Source organism: Aeromonas sp. Y311-2, from assembly GCF_027706025.1.
GTDB classification, from domain to species: domain Bacteria; phylum Pseudomonadota; class Gammaproteobacteria; order Enterobacterales; family Aeromonadaceae; genus Aeromonas; species Aeromonas veronii.
In genome coordinates this window covers 3270-20539 of record NZ_JAPDCL010000034.1, presented here as the reverse complement: position 1 = coordinate 20539, position 17270 = coordinate 3270, and the positions used below count along the sequence as shown (strand labels likewise).

Below are 17270 nucleotides of genomic sequence, written 5' to 3'. Positions count from 1 at the left end.
ATGAGTGCCAAACACAGTCTGAAAAAGAGTAATGCCATCCGCCTGACCCTAAGCTATTTGCTGCTGGCTATGGTTGCGGTGGTCATCATCTACCCCCTCATCTGGACGGTGGGGGCATCCCTCAACCCGGGCAGCAGCCTGCTTAACACCTCGATCATCCCGGAAAACTTCTCCTTTATTCACTACCAGGAGTTGTTTGATGGACGCATCGACTATGCCGCCTGGTACTGGAACTCGATGAAGATCAGCTTCCTGACCATGGTGCTGACCCTCATCAGTGTCAGTTTCACCGCCTATGCCTTCTCGCGCTTTCGTTTCCGCGGGCGGCAAAACGGCCTGATGCTGTTCCTGCTGCTGCAGATGGTGCCCCAGTTCTCGGCCCTCATCGCCATCTTCGTGCTGGCCCAGATGCTCGGCCTGGTCAACAGCCACCTGGCGTTGGTGCTGGTCTACGTGGGTGGCATGATCCCGATGAACACCTATTTGATGAAGGGTTACCTCGACGCCATCCCCAAGGATCTCGACGAGTCGGCGCGCATGGATGGGGCTGGCAACTTCCGCATCTTCATCGAGATCATCATGCCGCTCTCCAAGCCCATCATCGCGGTGGTAGCACTGTTCTCCTTCACCGGCCCGCTCGGTGATTTCATCCTGGCCAGCACCATATTGCGTACCCCGGATCAGTTCACCCTGCCTATTGGTCTTTACAACCTGGTCGCCCAGAAGATGGGGGCCAGCTACACCACCTACGCGGCGGGGGCTGTGCTCATCGCGGTACCGGTGGCCATCTTGTACCTCTCCTTGCAGAAGTACTTCGTTTCCGGTCTTACCGCAGGTGGGACCAAGGGTTAATCCGTTAAACAGGACGTTCGACATGAAAATCAAGAAGACGCTGGTGATGGCGGCGCTGCTCGCCACCGGCATGTTGGGCATGCAGGCCCAAGTCGTGGCCGCCGAGAGTGCAGTAGTGCAGCCAGTAGCGGTACCACAAGCCTTCATCAAGGGGGCCGATGTATCCATGCTGGCCGAGGTGGAGAAGTTTGGCGGCAAATTCTTCGATGCCAGCGGCAAGCAACAGGACGCCATGGCCATCCTCAAGGAGAACGGTTTTAACTACATTCGCCTGCGCCTGTGGGTGGATCCCAAGGATGCAGAGGGTAAGCCTTACGGCGGCGGCAACAACGATCTGGCTGCAACGATAGAACTTGCCAAGCGTGCCAAGGCGCACGGCATGAAGTTCCTGCTCGATTTCCACTACAGCGACTTCTGGACCGATCCGGGTCGTCAGAACAAGCCCAAGGCGTGGCGTGATATGTCGGTCGAGCAGTTGGCGGATGCAGTTTATGCCCACACCAAGGAGAGCATGGATGCCCTGGCCAAGGCCGGCGTGGTGCCTGACATGGTGCAGGTCGGCAACGAGATCAATGGCGGCATGCTGTGGCCAGAGGGCAAGAGCTGGGGCCAGAACGGTGGCGAGTTTGATCGCCTGGCCACTTTGCTCAAGGCCGGCGTGCGTGCGGTGAAAGAGCACGGCAAGGATATCAAGGTGATGTTGCACCTGGCTGAGGGTACCAAGAATGACACCTTCGTCTGGTGGTTTGACGAGATCGCCAAGCGCGAGGTGCCCTTCGATATCATCGGGCTCTCCTTCTACACCTACTGGGATGGTCCCATCAGCGCCCTCAAAGCCAACATGGATGACATCAGCAAGCGCTATGGCAAGGATGTGATCGTGGTCGAGGCCGCCTACGGCTACACCACGGACAACTGCGACAACGCCGAGAATAACTTCACCGCCAAAGAGGCAAGCGACGGTGGTTACCCTGCCAGTGTACAGGGGCAGGCCGACTTCCTTCGCGATCTTATCAAGAGCGTGGTGGCGGTACCGGATGGGCGTGGCAAGGGCGTCTTCTACTGGGAGCCTGCCTGGCTGCCGACGCAGGGCGCGACCTGGGCAACCAAGGCCGGTATGAAGTACAACAACGACGACTGGAAAGAGGGCAATGCCCGGGAGAACCAGGCGCTGTTTGACTGCTCCGGCCATGTGCTTCCCTCGATCAAAGTATTCAACTGACCCGGTTTCAACCGATAGGGCGGCCGGCCATGGCCGGCGCCCCCTCGTCTTAGGAGATGTGTGATGTTCAAGTTTTCCCCGCTCAGTGAACGGGTGCCTGCCCTGTTGCATGGCGCTGACTACAACCCGGATCAGTGGCTGGACGACCCTCAGGTGTTCGAGCGCGATCTCGAGATGATGAAACAGACCCATTCCAATGTGATGTCGGTCGGTATCTTCAGCTGGTCTTCCCTGGAGCCACAGGAGGGGCGCTATGAGTTTGGCTGGCTCGATACGGTGATCGATCGCCTGCATGAGAACGGCGTGTCGGTCTTCCTCGCCACCCCGAGCGGTGCCCGCCCGGCCTGGCTTTCCCAGCGCTATCCCGAGGTGCTGCGGGTCAGCAAGGAGCGGGTTAAGGCGCTGCACGGTGGTCGTCATAATCACTGCATGAGCTCGCCTGTCTATCGTGAGAAGGTACGTGCCATCAACGGCGCGCTGGCCGAACGCTATGGTCGTCATCCAGGTGTTATCGCCTGGCACATCTCCAACGAGTACGGTGGCGAGTGCCACTGTGAGCTATGCCAGGGGCGCTTCCGTGACTGGCTCAAGGCACGCTATGGCAGCATAGAAGCGCTAAACCACGCTTGGTGGAGCAGCTTCTGGAGCCACACCTATACCGACTGGTCACAGATCGAATCCCCGTCACCCATCGGGGAAAGCTCGATCCACGGCCTCAACCTCGACTGGAAGCGTTTCAACACCGCCCAGGTGAGTGACTTCTGCGCCGAGGAGATCAAACCCTTGAAGGCGGCCAACCCGAGCCTGCCGGCCACCACCAACTTCATGGAGTACTTCTACGACTATGACTACTGGCAGTTGGCCAAGGTGATCGATTTCATCTCCTGGGACAGCTACCCCCTGTGGCACAACAGTGGCGATGACTCGACCCTGGCAGCCTACACCGCCATGTATCACGACCTGATGCGCACCCTCAAGGGAGGCAAGCCCTTCTTCCTGATGGAGTCGACCCCGAGCCTGACCAACTGGCAGCCCATCAGCAAGCTCAAGAAGCCAGGGATGCACATACTCACCTCCTTGCAGGCGGTGGCCCACGGCTCCGACTCGGTGCAGTATTTCCAGTGGCGCAAGAGCCGTGGTTCAGTCGAGAAGTTCCACGGAGCCGTGGTCGATCACGTCGGTCACATCGACACCCGTGTCGGCCGCGAGGTGCAGGCTCTCGGCGAGATCCTGGCCAAGTTGCCTGAGGTTGCAGGCAGCCGCGTTGAGGCGAAAGTGGCCATCATCTTCGACTGGGAGAGCCGTTGGGCCATGGACAACGCCCAGGGCCCGCGCAATGCCGGTCTCTTCTACGAGAAGACGGTGGCCGAGCACTACCGCCCCTTCTGGGAAGCAGGGGTGGCGGTGGATGTCATTAATGCCGACTGCGCGCTCGATGGTTATGACCTGGTTATCGCCCCCATGCTCTACATGGTGCGCGATGGCTTTGCCGAACGGGTAGATGCCTTCGTCAAACGAGGCGGCCAGTTTGTCACCACTTACTGGAGCGGCATCGTCAACGAGACCGATCTCTGTCACCTGGGGGGCTTCCCCGGGCCGCTGCGCCCTGTCCTTGGGATCTGGGCAGAGGAGATAGACGGCCTCTATGACGAGGAACGTAACGCTGTCTCGGGTCTTGCCGGCAACGAGGCCGGACTCTGTGGCCCCTACGAGGTGACCCACCTGTGCGATCTCATCCATTTGGAGGGCGCGAGGTCCTTGGCCAACTATGACGGCGACTTCTATGCCGGGCGTCCGGCGGTGACGGTCAACGAACACGGGGCAGGGCGTGCCTACTATGTCGCCTCGCGCAATAATCTGGCATTCCAGCGCGACTTCTTCGGCCATCTCATCGATACCCTGGCCCTGCCGCGTGCCCTGCCGGCCTTGCCGGAGGGGGTCACCGCCCAGTGTCGCACTGACGGTGAGCAGGTGTTCGTGTTCGTGCAGAACTTCGCCAACGCAGAGCGCCTAGTCGCTCTGCCGGGTGGTCACAGCGACATGGTGAGCGGCGAGGTGCTGTGCGACTCGCTGGTGCTGCCGGCGTTTGGCTGCCGGGTGCTGCGTCGCGCCTGTTGATCGCGGGGCGGAGCCAGTGGCTTCGCCCTCTTTTTTCACGTTTAGGAGGTTCAAATGGTCAAGATGCAGGACTTCAAGCGGCTGTTCGCCGCCGCCCTCGGCCACAAGGGGGAGAAATCGGCCGAGGCACCGCTCTCCGGGCTGGACGAAGCGGCCATCACCGCGCTCATCGCTGCCTTTGGCGGGCGCGACAACATTGTGGGCTTTGACGCCTGCCTGACCCGGCTGCGGGTCAGGGTCAATGCCTTGCAGCCGGTCGACAGCGAGGCGCTGCAGCGTCTCGGCGCCATCGGCGTCATCATCATCGGCGACGAGGTGCAGGCCATCTTCGGCAAGCGCTCGGACAACCTGCGTCGTGAGCTCGGTCAGTGGTTCGAGCTGCACGAGCCGGAGCAGCACTAAGATGCGCCCCCCGCTGAGCTGGCCACTGCTGGTCATGCTAGGTGCCCTCAGCGCCGGGGCTGGCGCAGCCCCCCACAACCTGGCCATCCGCGGGGCGGATGTGTCCACTCTGGCCGAACTCGAGCGCCTCGGCGTGCACTATCAAGACGGAACGCGGAAGGGGGCGCTGCTGAGCCTGATGCGCGAGCGCGGTCTCAACCTAGTACGCCTGCGGCTGTGGGTCGATCCCCACTCCGCCAAAGGTGAACCCTTTGGCGGAGGCAACAACGATCTGGGAAGGGTGATTGCACTGGCGCAGCGCAGCCGGGCCCTCAACCTGCCCTGGTTGCTCGATCTTCACTACAGCGACTTCTGGGCCGACCCCGGCAAGCAGCATACGCCACGCGCCTGGCGGGGTAAGTCGGATGCAGAGCTGGCAGTGACGTTGCATGATTACAGCGCTGTCGTGATGCGCCGCCTGCGCGAGGCAGGGGTGCCACCACAGATGGTGCAGGTCGGCAACGAACTCAATAACGGCATGCTGTGGCCGCAGGGGCGACTGCACCGGCGGGAAGAGGCCGAGTTCGACCGTCTGGCCCAGCTGCTCAAGGCCGCCATCGCCGGGATCCGTGCCGGCAGCGAGGGGGGGAGCACCCCGCGCCTTATGCTGCATCTGGCCGAAGGGGGCGATGAGGCACAGTGCCTGCGCTGGCTCAAGGCGATTCAGGCGCGCGATGTGCCGTTCGATCTGGTGGGTCTCTCCTTCTACCCCTACTGGCACGGATCCTTGGGCGACCTCTCGCGCACCATGAACAGCCTGGCCACCCAAATCAGACTCCCGCTGCTGGTGGTTGAGACCGCCTATGGGCACGACACCGTCAACCAGGACGCGGTTCGCAACGCCTTCGGTGAGCAGGAGGCCGTGCGCGGCGGGTTTGCTGCGACGCCCGAGGGGCAACTGGCGTTTCTCGATGCCCTGCGTGCCGCTATTGCCGCAGTGCCGGATCGGCTCGGGCTCGGGTTTGTCTACTGGGAGCCGGGCTGGATCCGGGTCACCGGTGACAGCTGGGCCAGTCAGGCTGGCATGGCGTTCCTCGGGATAGACGAACCCCTCGGGAATGGTTGGGAGAACCAGGCCCTGTTTGATCGGGAGGGCAGAGGACTGCCGGCGTTGGCCGCCTTTGCCCTGACCCGCTGACTATTTCACATTGAAGAGATGACAACAGCACCATGAAGACTGACATGAAAAAGACCAAAATCGTCTGCACCATCGGTCCCAAGACCGAATCCAAAGAAATGCTGGCCAAGATGCTGGACGCCGGCATGAACGTCATGCGCCTGAACTTCTCCCACGGCGACTACGCCGAGCACGGTGGTCGCATCAGCAACCTGCGCGCTGTCATGGCCGAAACCGGCAAGCACGCAGCCATCCTGCTGGACACCAAGGGTCCGGAAATCCGTACCATCAAGCTGGAAGGCGGAAACGACGTGGCCCTGGTCGCTGGCCAGACCTTCACCTTCACCACCGACCAGACCGTGGTGGGCAACAAAGACAAAGTCGCCGTCACCTATGCTGGTTTCGCCAACGACCTGCGCGTCGGCAACCGCATCCTGGTTGACGATGGCCTGATCGGTCTGGACGTCATCGAAATCACCGAGCGCGAAGTGATCTGTAAAGTACTGAACAACGGTGACCTGGGCGAGAACAAGGGCATCAACCTGCCGGGCGTCTCCATCAAGCTGCCGGCCCTGGCCGAGAAAGACAAGCGCGACCTCATCTTCGGTTGCGAGCAAGGCGTTGATTTCGTTGCCGCCTCCTTCATCCGCAAGAAAGAAGATGTGCTGGAAATCCGTGAGCACCTGAAAGCCCACGGCGGCGAGAACATCCAGATCATCTCCAAGATCGAAAACCAGGAAGGCCTGGACAACTTCGACGAGATCCTGGCTGTCTCCGACGGCATCATGGTTGCTCGTGGCGACATGGGTGTGGAAATTCCGGTTGAAGAAGTTATCTTCGCCCAGAAGATGATCATCGAGAAGTGCAACAAAGCCCGCAAAGTGGTCATCACCGCCACCCAGATGCTGGACTCCATGATCAAGAACCCGCGTCCGACCCGCGCCGAAGCCGGCGACGTGGCCAACGCCATCCTGGACGGTACCGACGCAGTCATGCTGTCCGGTGAGTCCGCCAAGGGCAAGTACCCGCTGGAAGCCGTGACCATCATGGCCACCATCTGCGAGCGTACCGATGCCGTGATGCCGTCCAACCTGTCTGCTGCCAACGACAGCAATAAGCTGCGCATCACCGAAGCGGTCTGTAAAGGCGCGGTAGAGACCTCCGAGAAGCTGGACGCCCCGCTGATCGTGGTTGCCACCGAAGGCGGCAAGTCTGCCAAGGCCATCCGTAAGTACTTCCCGAAAGCCTGGATCCTGGCCATCACTACCAACAAGAAGACCGCTGCCCAGCTGGTACTGACCAAGGGTGTGGTGACTCACGTGGTTGACTCCATCGCCTCCACCGACGACTTCTATCGCATCGGCAAAGAAGCCGCGCAGGAAATCGGCATGGGCGTGAAGGGTGACGTAGTTGTCATGGTCTCCGGTGCTCTGGTACCGAGCGGCACCACCAACACCGCTTCCGTTCATGTGCTCTGATCAGGTATCGAGTCTTTCTAGCCCCATACTAGACCTCAACATTATTAGCTAACTTTTAGACACTCAGAACCCGCGATGTGATGCATCGCGGGTTCTGTATTTCAAGGGGGGACACGGTTGCACTATGTCATATTTATTCCTATCCGCATTACAGTTGTAATATGTTCTGGGGACATGGCTCAGTGATTTCCAGCCCTCGCCTAATCGACGCCCAAGGTTAATTTTAGTGATTACGTATCGTTTCGAAACCCAGATGACGCCCGACAACGGCAAGCATTCGACCTCTGGGCTGGGTTCCAATACGCTAGCGAAGGAGGCGATCCGGGTCGGTTTCGATTACTTCAAAGGAAATCTGAATCGGATCAGCGCAACGGCCAAGTTCTCCGAGCATGAGTACCATCTGCATGTGGTCTAGCTACATAACTCCGGCCCCAGCACCAAAACCAGTCTGGCTGCTTTGGTCTAATTCTGCTCCATCTTGATGGGCAAGCCGGTTCAGGAGCAGATGGTTGTGCTGGGAGACATGACGCTAGGCGGTGTGGTCAACAGGTTGAGGATTTGGCTGGTAGTCTGCTACTGGCGATGGACAGCGGCGGAAAGCGGGTATTGTTGCCGATGACGTCTGCCTCCGACATTCCAACCGTACCGCGGAGATCTTCTCCAAGTTTCAAATCAGCTTTTATGCTTATCCGGTGGGTGCTGTCTACAAGGCATTAGGGGTTCAGTAGTAAGAGTCTCAGGTAGGGTGAGCTACACGCTCACCCTCTGCCTCAGCTTCAGGTTTTCGTGGCTTGAACACTACCGCATTCTTGCCGGTAGACATCCAGATAGAGATATCCGTAGCTGGCTTTGGGATTAGCCAGACATATCCATTCCCCTTGTTGCAACGTCACCAATTTATCTTGGTCACTAAGCAGTTCTCCTTGTTGAAAGAGCTTGCTAAGGTGCTCAATAAAACCCGGTATAACAGTATCAATGTCGGTTAGCCACTGCTCTTCAGCATCGCCATAGATGCCGCAGCGATCCCAAGGAAGGGAGATCCCGCCTCGTTCGACAATAGCACGTGCGCCAAAACGTGGTTGAACTTGGGTATGTAATCCCCAACTACCTATGGTTCCCATTTTCTGTGTACTCCTAATGATGGTAAGTCGTAGTAGAGCTCACTGCTGGTCATGCCTTCTTCCTCCATGAGCGGGCCACCTGACCGGCGTGGCAGTTACAAATTTCCTCGTTCTGCCAGCGACACCACGCCCTCGGTCCCCACCACCAGATGATCCAGGGTGCGGATATCGACTAGCGCCAAGGCACCTTGCAATCGCAGGGTGATCTCGATATCTGCCCGGCTGGGTTCCGGGTATCCCGACGGGTGGTTATGCACCAGCATCAGGGCGGCAGCATTGTGGTGTAGTGCCCGCTTGACGACATCGCGGGGGTAGACAGTCGCGGCGGAGAGGGTGCCGAGAAACAGCTCCTCGTAGGCCAAGATCCGGTGCTGGTTATCGAGGAACACTGCGGCGAACACTTCGCGATCCCGCGTTTGCAGCAGCCCTTGTAGCGCTTGGTGGGCCAGATGCTTGTCGGTGAGGGCTACGCCTTTGGCGAGCTTCTGGCGGGCCAGTGCCTGGGCGATGGTGAGCAAGTCGTCGTCGGTGACCAAGTCGGTCACCCGATAGGTGCCGGGTTGCTCCCCGGCGCTTAGTTTCTGATGCAACATGATTGATCCTCCAAAGCGTTCGCCCCACTGGCCGATGGGCCGGTGGGGTGTGCTTTTTTGCGATAAAGGGGGATTGCGGGGAGTGGGTCAGCGGATTACCGATACTTCCTAGTTCCCGCTGACGGTGACGCTGAAGCACTCCAGCCCGCAGTAGGTGATGAAGTTGCGCTGCCACAGCGCGAATAGCTCTCGCGCTTCTGCCAGCTGTAGTGGTCCCCAGCCCTGCATAAAGTGCTCACCGTCGAGGAAGTTGAAATCGAGCTCTTTGCACAACTCGGCATACTGCCCCAGCCCCTGGTAGCTGAAGTCGGTGACGTAATCGAATAGCCAGTCGTCGAGACCACGCACCAGGCGGATCTCGACCGGGTGAACGCCACCTTGCTCGGCGCTGTAACCGGGGTTGCGGAAGTTGAAGGTGAGCTGGGTGCAACGCACCAGGTCGAGGTTGGTACGCTCTGCTTCTTGGTTGAGCAGGATCAGCAGCGCCTGACTCACGGGCAGGCTGATGCCGTCCCGGTTGAAGATGATGGTCATGGGATTGTTCCTTGCGTGGTGATGAAGTGGTTGAGCGACGAATGAAGGGGTTAGTCATCGGTGAGCCATTTGAATAACCGGTGTGTGCCATAGGCGACCGCAACGCCCACGGCCAGCGGTGCCCATGCCGGGGCGCTGATGGCGGTGACAGACAAGATGGTGCCGCTGGTCGCCGGAACGCTGGCCAAGCTGGCGGAGGCCCCCATCAAGGCGTTGGTGACGGCCTGACTACCTTGGCTGGATTTAAGCAACTGGCTGCCGGTGGCCGCGAGGGCGGTGGTGGCATGGTTCACCTGGGGTGAGCTGTGGCGGTCCTCAATGCACCACTGCACAAAGTGCTCGCAGTTGTTGAAGAGCAGGTGATAGTCCTGCTCGCCCAAGCGGGAGAAGGCCCGTGTCACGCACTCTTCCCGACTAAACGGCCGACGTGGGTGAGAGACCACCTGTAGCGGCTGCTCGCCGTGAAAATCATCGAGCGAGCACAGCACGACTTGGCCCGTTCGGTCATCGCTGGCAAACGGTCCTTGGTAATGGATAACCTGTCCGTCGCCGACGTAGAGGCCGTGGTGGCTGTAGCCGAGGCGCTGGACGGCGAGGTGGTCGCTGAGGGTGAGAGGGGGCATGGTCATAGCGGTTCCTTATGAACTGAAAATGAAAAAGGGCGTCACCATGTGGTGACGCCCTGTGGGATTTATGTTGTCGAACGAGTGAGGCTTACTGTTTGGTGAAGGTGAGCTGGGTACGCTCGAATGGGGCCTCCCGGTAGATGTTGGCGCCATCGGCAAAGAATTGCAGCTCTGCCTGGAAGGTTGTGCCGTTGAACGGTGTGGTCACGCGCAACAGATATTGCTGCGCCACATCGACACCATCGCAGACCACGCTCACTACCATGTCCCCGCCAACCGGTGCGAACAGCAATTCCTGACGCACGGTGGCAGGGTCGCCGCCGCAGATACCCTGGCTGATACCCGCCTCACGGCTGGCCTTGAAGCTCAGCGGCGCGGTGCCAAACAGCAGTTCGGCGAACTCTTGGCCATCTGGGCTGGTATCGCTGCTCTGCACGCTCCAGTGCAGCGGCGAGCTGAAGAGCCCTTCTGCGAAAGTGGGCGTGCTGATGGCATTACCACCATCGACTGTCATGGTCTGCGTGGCGCTGGGCAAGCCGTTGGATTGCACGAGCGTGACGGTTGCCTTCAGTTCCAACGCGTCACCTTGCATGACCTGGTGTGGCAGTGGCCAGACATCGGCAAGGTCGGCAACGGGGGTGTAGTGATGGGTGGCAGTCAGGGTCTGGCTGGCACTATCAAACTGCCAGTCCTGAGTCATAAACGGCGTGCTATTGCCCGCGTATTTCAAGAACAATGGCTTGGCCAGCCCATCGGGCTGCTGTACATCCAGCTGGTAGAAGCGATTAGTGAGGGTAGAGCCGCTCGCCTGCTTCCGGTAATCCTGCTCCAGATAGGCCCCGCTCAGCGAGCGCCAGCGGGTCGGGTTGTAGTTTTGCAGCTCGACCTTGCCAAAGCCGGGGATGCTGCTGTCGAGTTCGGTCGCCGCGCACCCGCCACAAATCGGCTGGGCCAATTTGATGGCGCTGTCACCGGTATGGCTCAGCTTGTCATCGCGGGTGAGGTTGAAGGGAGACTGACCCAACGCTGGGGCGTTGATGGTCAGAGCCTGGTTATCCAGTTGGTTCACAAACTGCGTATCCCCTTGCGCCGTGACCACGCTGGTGCGGGTTTCGTAGCTGCTGGGTGGGCCATTGGGATTGATGGGGTCTTCCCCTCTGAGCCAGAAAGTCAGGGCGCGGTGCTGTGTCCATGCGCCCTGGCTGTCGAGGTTCTCCTGGTCATCGCTTTGCAGGACATTGCCTACACACTGGTCGAGCGCCGTCAGGCTTGGATTGGCTTGCCAGCGGGCGAACTCGGCCTGGATGTCGAAGCCTTCGCAATAACTATCCTCAGGCAACGGGGCCGTGTCATGGGGAACGGGCGTGCCCTCGTTGGTGAACTCCGTGGTGTGGTAGCTGTAGAGACCATTCGCATCCTGACTGAAGGTGCCGCTGCGGATACTCTCGCCTTTGACGGTGGCATTACCGCTCTCGTCGTAGGTCCAGTCCCAAGCGGAGTGCAGGCTATATTGCTTGCTGTCCCAGTTCTTGTACTCCTCGTCGATAAAGCGGCGCAGTGGCTGCTGGGCATCGTAGCCTCCCTGCTCATCAAGCAGCCAGCGGGTGCTCTCGGTGCGGGTCGTCTCGATGGCCTCAACCCGTTTGGTGTAGACAACCTCTTGCAGGCGGATTTGCTGCCAGATGTCCTGATTGCGGTTGTACTCGCGCAGGTTGCGAATGCTGACCGTGACCGATTGCCATCCTTGCGGGTTGTCGGTGGCAAGGGCCGCCGCCAGCTCGGCTTGCAGGGTACTTGCCTCAACGAGTTGCTGCTCTTTGGTGGCTGCCTCTTCAGCCAGGGCCGTACTGTGTTCGTCACCCGCCGCCAGATAATCTCCAAACAGCTTCTGTTCGCTGGCCTCCTGTGTCGTCAGCCCCAGCTCGCTGGCAATCAGTTGTTTCTCCTTGGTGGCGATGCTGGATTGATAGTGGGTCTTGCGTTGCTCAGGATCGGTGCTGGTGACCAGTTGGTGGGTATAGGGGCTGACCACAAACTCAGCACCGTCAACGTAACCGAGCAGGGTTGGGGTGGTGGCGGCACGAGCCGCAACCATTGGCGAGGTGGCAGGAGCAGCAAGAATAGCCCATGCCTGACTGGCGTCGGCTTGCTGCGTTTCTGGCAGGGTGAAGTTGAAACGCCCCTGACTGTCGGTGGTGGTCTGCGGTTCGCCGTTGTCACACTGTTGGTTGGCATTGAGGTCCAGGCAGGCGGCTTGCCCAGCCAGATAGTCGCCGGAGAGGGCGCGACCGGTTAGGGTGATATCGGCAGGAGCGCCATTGCCGCCATTATCACTACTGCTATTGTCGCTGCCACCGCCGCAAGCACTGAGGACCAAAGCGGCGATTAACGAGAGATAATGATGTTTTTTCATTATTTTTCTTCCTTGTGTTGAATACGAATCCGATGCTCCGGGAGATACCCCGGCATTATTTTTCTGTTGTCCTGAGGATGCGTTGCACGCTGGAAATGCTGATCCCCGTCTGCCTCGCGATCTCGGCCCTGGGTAACCCTCGCTTGGCTAGCGCCAGCACCTCGCGCCCCTTTGCCATCGCGGTGGGCTTGCGGCCCTTGTAGGCCCCACGCCGTTTGGCGAGCTCAATCCCCTCGGCTTGGCGTTCCAGCATCAACTCCCGCTCGAAGGTGGCGATGGCGCCGATCATGGTCAGCATCAACTTGCCGGTCGGGGTTGAGGTGTCGACGCCTAGGTTCAAGATGCGCAGGGCCACCTGCCGCTGTTGCAGGTACTCCGAAATTTCCAACAGGTGGCGGGTGTTGCGTGCCAGGCGATCCAGCTTGGTCACCATCACCACGTCGCCTGCATTCACACAATCCAGCAGCAGGGCGAGCTGGGGCCGGTCATCGCTGGCGCCGCTCACCTTCTCTTGGAAAATCTTGCTGCACTCGGCCAGCGCTTGAAGCTGGGTATCCAGGCTCTGGCCTACCGTGCTCACGCGTGCATAACCTACCAGTGCCATGGTCTCCTCCCGGTCAATAGGGCAAGGTACACTGACACCCCAGGTCAAAAGCCTCAAAGAGACCTTATTGACCTGAAATGGGTGGGGAATAGCTGAAAAAGGTGCCTATTTCGTGAGGGGCAATAGGGCTTGATCTATTGACCCCAAACCAGTGATGGGAATACGCGACGGGCCGTTTTGTGACAGACGTCCCGTCGTGAGGTCGCAGCCGAACGCATCGCTACGAATTGATTTGAAAGGATTTAACGGTCGGTAGTACCGAGTTCAGGCATGGGGTGACGAAGGGTCAGCACCGCTGCCTAGCTTGTTGGTCAAGGGGGAGGGGCGAGGGCGGGAGCGTGCTGGCGTCGTTACCACCGCTGTTGCCATCGGCGGTGAGGCTGATGATGCTTCGCCCGCCTCTGGCTCGGGATAGAACTCCTCCAGCAGAGACGGCACCTCTTCATCCATCTCTTCGAACTGGCCGTTGCGCAGCAGCTCGCGGGCCGTGTGCTCCATCTGCTCGATATCAAGCCCTGCCTCATGATCACGTAGTGCCGCCTCTTTCGCTTGTCCGACAACCTCGGTCAGGGTCAGCTCATCGCGCAGGGTCAGGTCCACGTAGTAGACCGGGGTACGGTAGGACTGGGTGGTGCTCTTGGCCCGCAGCCGCAACGTGAGCGGCAGATAGCGGGTCAGGCCGCCGCTGACCGCTTCCAGGTACTTGAGTCGTGCCGCCAGGGTACGCACCGAGTTGTAGCCGGTGGTGCGAAAGATAAAGCTGCCGAGCTCATCCCCCTGTCCCTCCACAAACAGGTTCAGCCGTCCGTACAACTTGCAGTCCTGTTGTCCGGCAAAGGCACAGCGCTCAGGCCCAGGGCAGCTGACTTCCTCCATGCCTTGAGCCCCCACGCGTCTTGCCATTTCCCCATTACCGACACAGAGCGGCCTGCCGGTTTGCCGGTCAAACGCGGTGTATTCCGCCCGCAAGTTCAAGTCGCTGTCGTTGAACAGCACCCGCACCGGAATGGCGCGGATTTTGGTCTGCTCCTGCCCTTGGCCGTTCTTTTGCGATGAATAGTGTTGATGCAGGGGATGGAGCAACCATCCCCCCTTCTGTTGTACCTGGGTGGTGAGGGTGAAGCTGTCGTCCTTCTCTGGTACCCATTTATCCTGTTTTTGCACCAGTTTGCCGATGCAGATCCGCCCGATCACGGGCGGGGTAATCGCCAGTCCTTTGATCATGGTGTTTGCCTCAAGGGTTGAATGGTGAAACGGCGCACGCCGGGCACCGGTTTAACGTAGCGGGTGAGCAAGTCGGGATGATCCTGTCCGAGCTTATCCAGATCCGGTGCCAGCCGGTCTTTGCTGCGCTTCCAGGTGATCTTGCCATCGGCAAACAGCCCGGCTGTCGCTTCGCCCAAGGTGGCTTGCAGCCGCTGCTTGAGTTGTGACTCCTGTAGCTCGACCGCTTCTTTCTGCTCACGCAAGCGCAGTAGCTCGCCAAACAGCTGGTTGAACTCGGGGGAATCGGAGAGATCCACCGTCTGGCCATCATCGCGGGGGAAGAGCCAGCTCAGGGCATTGGCGGCATCACTGGAGCCGTCAGGTTCAGGTTGCTGATCTTGTTGTACCATCTGCCAGAACTGCGCTTCCCGCTCGGTGAGATCCTGGATCTTCTCTTCGTCACGCTCGATGCGGTAAATCCGAAAATCCTGGCCGCCGATCAGCACTGCCACCTCAGCCCAGGCATGGCCGGTGACGGCCAGCTGATGCAGCACCTGACATTGGTAAGCCACCGGCACCCCTTCCTCCCACTGGGGGGCGCTGTGATAGCTGGCGGTCTTGATCTCCAGAATGCCCGGCCCATCGGGATGGCCGACCACTTCTCGGTCGAGGTTGGCGAGCATGAAGGGGTGCTCGGGGTGTTGCAGAACGGCATTGACCCGGCGCACCTTGTAGCCTGTGCGTTTGGCATAGACCTGTGCCAGCACCGGTTCCAGCTCAATGCCCCACAGTACCGCTTCCCTTTGGGAGATATCTTCCGGCTCCTTGCGGCCGGTCTTCTCCAGCCACAGGCTGAGCGGGCATTTGTAGGGAGATAACCCCACAGCCACGGCGGCATCGGAGGAGCCAATGCCGAGTTTGCGGATTGCGAGCCACTGCTCGCGGGTTAATTGAGTAGTAGAGGCCAGCCGCAGGGCTTGGCCATATTTGGCTTTTGCTTTCATGACGACTCCTTGTTGACGGCATAAATGGCTACGCCCGGATTGGCTTTCGCCAGTCCGGGTGAGGTCGTTATGCGGTTTAAATAGGGAAGAGGAATTACTGCAGCAGAGTGAGAGCTTGATTCAAGGCTTGGGATTTGAGTTGGGCACCCTGACCAAACCAGGCGGAATCGAGCCGGTGATCCTGGCTGCGAGCACGGCGGTGGTGATCGACATATTCCGTTACCGCATTGACCAGCCCCCAGGCGGTATTGCGGGAGCTGGCAAGCTCTGAGCCCATGCCTGCGCCCAGATAGAGCTCATGCAGGCGTTGTACCGGCTTGGTGAGGATCATGCTCTCCTCATCCAGCGGCTGCGCCAGCAGGTCGCTGAAAAAGCGCAGCGCCTCTTCGGGGGCTACTGGCCGCTGTGCCAGCGCCTTGGTCTGCGCCTTGAACTCATCCCAATGAGAGAGCCCCAGCCCGAGCGACTCTTTGACGGCAGCGGCATCGAACTGAGTGGAGTGGGGCACCTTGATGGCGCCGGTAGCGCCGCGCAGTGCCATCTGCAGCGTGTTGTTGCACACCACACGCAATGAGGTGAACTGAGCCGTGGTGCAGAGAGTGCCGTCGCAACTGGTGGCCAGCAGCAGATAAGACTTCACCACGTCACCGCCCTTGAGCTTAAGGTTCTGACCGGTCTTGGCCAGTGCCCACAGCTTGCGGCCGCCCTTGAGCGAGCCAGCTGTCTCCAGCTCAAAGCCACCGGCTTCCACCAAGTCTTGATAGAAGTGCAGCACCTCGTGGGGCTGTACCACGTTGTAGCGGCTTGAGACCACCGACAGGGGAATGAGTGTATCGGAGCGATAAAGCACCTTGCTGTCGCTGTAGGGGCGGATATGCAGCGCATCGGAGGCGACGTTAAACATCACGTCGCTCTGTTCGATAGTCCAATCCATCCTGGCCGCTTGCAGCCAGATATCCAGAGATTGCTGTGGGGGCAATATATTGCCGAGGCCGTGCCAAGGCGTCTGGCCTACGTAGGCCATGGTGTCGATCAGGTGCGCCATTAGAGATCTCCAATGAAAAAGGGACTGCACAGAGCAGTCCCTTGGGTAGGTTCATGGAGATAATATATATCTGAATTTAATTGAAATGAGACTCATTTATATTTCCAGATTTCTAGTTATGGAATGCGCGCTGTGGTACCCCGTGTGGTACCCCAGAGCAAAAACGACCAAGGGGTTGGCATCTTGCGATACCAACCCCTTGTTTTGTATGGCGTTCCCGACTGGAGTCGAACCAGTGGCCTGTCCCTTAGGAGGGGATGGTTATAAGATCTTTTAAATAAAAAATATCGTTAAAAAACAATTGGTTAAGTGCATTTTGGGATTTGAATAGCGCTGAAATAGCGCAAAATAATGCTTGCAACGCATGCGCAAATGCATTATTGGGGGTGAAATGAGGTTACGAGATGGCGTCCCAGGCAGGATTCGAACCTGCGACCTCGCCCTTAGGAGGGGCGCGCGCTATCCAGCTGTGCCACTGGGACGTGCGCGCATTATATAAAAATACTAATAAAAATAAACAGCTAATGTCATCGCCAGCGACCACTGAGGTGCAGATCACCGCGTTGTCAGCTGACAATCGAGTTCGCTGGAGCCAGATTTCCATTTCACGATACCTATAATGCGGCTGACAGAGAGTGCCGAGCAGATTATCGGGCAGCGGCCAGGACTTCATTTCACACTACCGATAACGCTAATGCCTGATGGTTCTGATGAGCTGATCACCCCGTTGTCAGCTGACAATCGTTGCCAGCCAGCAGCCAGGATTTCATTTCACGCTACCGATAACGCTAATGCCTGATGGTTCTGATGAGCTGATCGCCCCGTTGTCAGCTGACAATCGTTGCCAGCCAGCAGCCAGGATTTCATTTCACGCTACCGATAACGCTAATGCCTGA

The 17270-nt window shown here is 59.1% G+C and carries 16 protein-coding genes and 1 tRNA gene; 7 read left to right on the top strand and 10 right to left on the bottom strand.

Going from position 1 to position 17270, the window contains the following annotated elements:
- The 7 genes from OKC42_RS21260 (at position 1) to OKC42_RS21230 (ending at position 7643) form a co-directional block, all read left to right on the top strand.
- Complete coding sequence (locus OKC42_RS21260; RefSeq protein ID WP_068982263.1) at positions 1 to 852, top strand: sugar ABC transporter permease; 852 nt, start codon at positions 1 to 3, stop codon at positions 850 to 852.
- Positions 853 to 874: 22 nt separating this feature from the next.
- Positions 875 to 2074 (top strand): glycoside hydrolase family 53 protein, encoded by a 1200-nt coding sequence (locus OKC42_RS21255; protein ID WP_270820864.1) that lies wholly within the window; start codon positions 875 to 877, stop codon positions 2072 to 2074.
- A gap of 63 nt (positions 2075 to 2137) precedes the next feature.
- A complete protein-coding gene (locus tag OKC42_RS21250; protein ID WP_270820863.1) occupies positions 2138 to 4192 on the top strand; it encodes a beta-galactosidase in 2055 nt (684 codons plus the stop codon).
- Between the two features lie 54 nt (positions 4193 to 4246).
- Positions 4247 to 4594: a glucose PTS transporter subunit EIIB gene (locus OKC42_RS21245; RefSeq protein WP_068982265.1), complete on the top strand. Its 348-nt coding sequence runs from the start codon at positions 4247 to 4249 to the stop codon at positions 4592 to 4594.
- Between the two features lies 1 nt (position 4595).
- Complete coding sequence (locus OKC42_RS21240) at positions 4596 to 5771, top strand: glycoside hydrolase family 53 protein (RefSeq protein WP_270820861.1); 1176 nt, start codon at positions 4596 to 4598, stop codon at positions 5769 to 5771.
- A gap of 44 nt (positions 5772 to 5815) precedes the next feature.
- Positions 5816 to 7228 carry a pyruvate kinase PykF gene (pykF, locus tag OKC42_RS21235; RefSeq protein ID WP_270820860.1) on the top strand — a complete coding sequence of 471 codons (1413 nt, stop codon included), beginning with the start codon at positions 5816 to 5818 and terminating at the stop codon, positions 7226 to 7228.
- Positions 7229 to 7454: 226 nt separating this feature from the next.
- Positions 7455 to 7643: a hypothetical protein gene (locus tag OKC42_RS21230; RefSeq protein WP_270820859.1), complete on the top strand. Its 189-nt coding sequence runs from the start codon at positions 7455 to 7457 to the stop codon at positions 7641 to 7643.
- Between the two features lie 361 nt (positions 7644 to 8004).
- Here the strand turns inward: OKC42_RS21230 and OKC42_RS21225 are convergent, their stop codons facing one another.
- From OKC42_RS21225 to OKC42_RS21180, 10 genes are all read right to left on the bottom strand, one after another.
- Positions 8005 to 8349 carry a type IV toxin-antitoxin system YeeU family antitoxin gene (locus OKC42_RS21225; RefSeq protein WP_270820858.1) on the bottom strand — a complete coding sequence of 115 codons (345 nt, stop codon included), beginning with the start codon at positions 8347 to 8349 and terminating at the stop codon, positions 8005 to 8007.
- Between the two features lie 95 nt (positions 8350 to 8444).
- Positions 8445 to 8942 (bottom strand): RadC family protein, encoded by a 498-nt coding sequence (radC, locus tag OKC42_RS21220; protein WP_270820857.1) that lies wholly within the window; start codon positions 8940 to 8942, stop codon positions 8445 to 8447.
- Positions 8943 to 9050: 108 nt separating this feature from the next.
- Entirely contained in the window at positions 9051 to 9476 is a 426-nt protein-coding gene (locus OKC42_RS21215) for a DUF2787 domain-containing protein (protein ID WP_270820856.1), read from the bottom strand.
- Between the two features lie 50 nt (positions 9477 to 9526).
- On the bottom strand, positions 9527 to 10105 hold the full coding sequence (locus OKC42_RS21210; RefSeq protein WP_270820855.1) for a lecithin retinol acyltransferase family protein: 579 nt from the start codon (positions 10103 to 10105) through the stop codon (positions 9527 to 9529).
- 85 nt (positions 10106 to 10190) lie between these two features.
- Positions 10191 to 12515 carry a hypothetical protein gene (locus tag OKC42_RS21205; RefSeq protein ID WP_270820854.1) on the bottom strand — a complete coding sequence of 775 codons (2325 nt, stop codon included), beginning with the start codon at positions 12513 to 12515 and terminating at the stop codon, positions 10191 to 10193.
- 55 nt (positions 12516 to 12570) lie between these two features.
- Positions 12571 to 13119: a recombinase family protein gene (locus OKC42_RS21200; protein WP_270820853.1), complete on the bottom strand. Its 549-nt coding sequence runs from the start codon at positions 13117 to 13119 to the stop codon at positions 12571 to 12573.
- Positions 13120 to 13383: 264 nt separating this feature from the next.
- The gene (locus tag OKC42_RS21195; RefSeq protein WP_270820851.1) at positions 13384 to 14343 is read right to left on the bottom strand and encodes a recombination directionality factor; all 960 of its coding nucleotides are present in this window, start codon (positions 14341 to 14343) and stop codon (positions 13384 to 13386) included.
- The gene (locus OKC42_RS21190) at positions 14340 to 15329 is read right to left on the bottom strand and encodes a YqaJ viral recombinase family nuclease (RefSeq protein ID WP_270820850.1); all 990 of its coding nucleotides are present in this window, start codon (positions 15327 to 15329) and stop codon (positions 14340 to 14342) included. Before OKC42_RS21190 ends, OKC42_RS21195 begins: the two co-directional genes overlap by 4 nt.
- Positions 15330 to 15423: 94 nt before the next feature.
- Positions 15424 to 16374 carry a DUF932 domain-containing protein gene (locus OKC42_RS21185; RefSeq protein ID WP_270820849.1) on the bottom strand — a complete coding sequence of 317 codons (951 nt, stop codon included), beginning with the start codon at positions 16372 to 16374 and terminating at the stop codon, positions 15424 to 15426.
- 405 nt (positions 16375 to 16779) lie between these two features.
- Positions 16780 to 16856, bottom strand: a tRNA-Arg gene (locus tag OKC42_RS21180).
- Between the last annotated feature and the right edge of the window lie 414 nt (positions 16857 to 17270).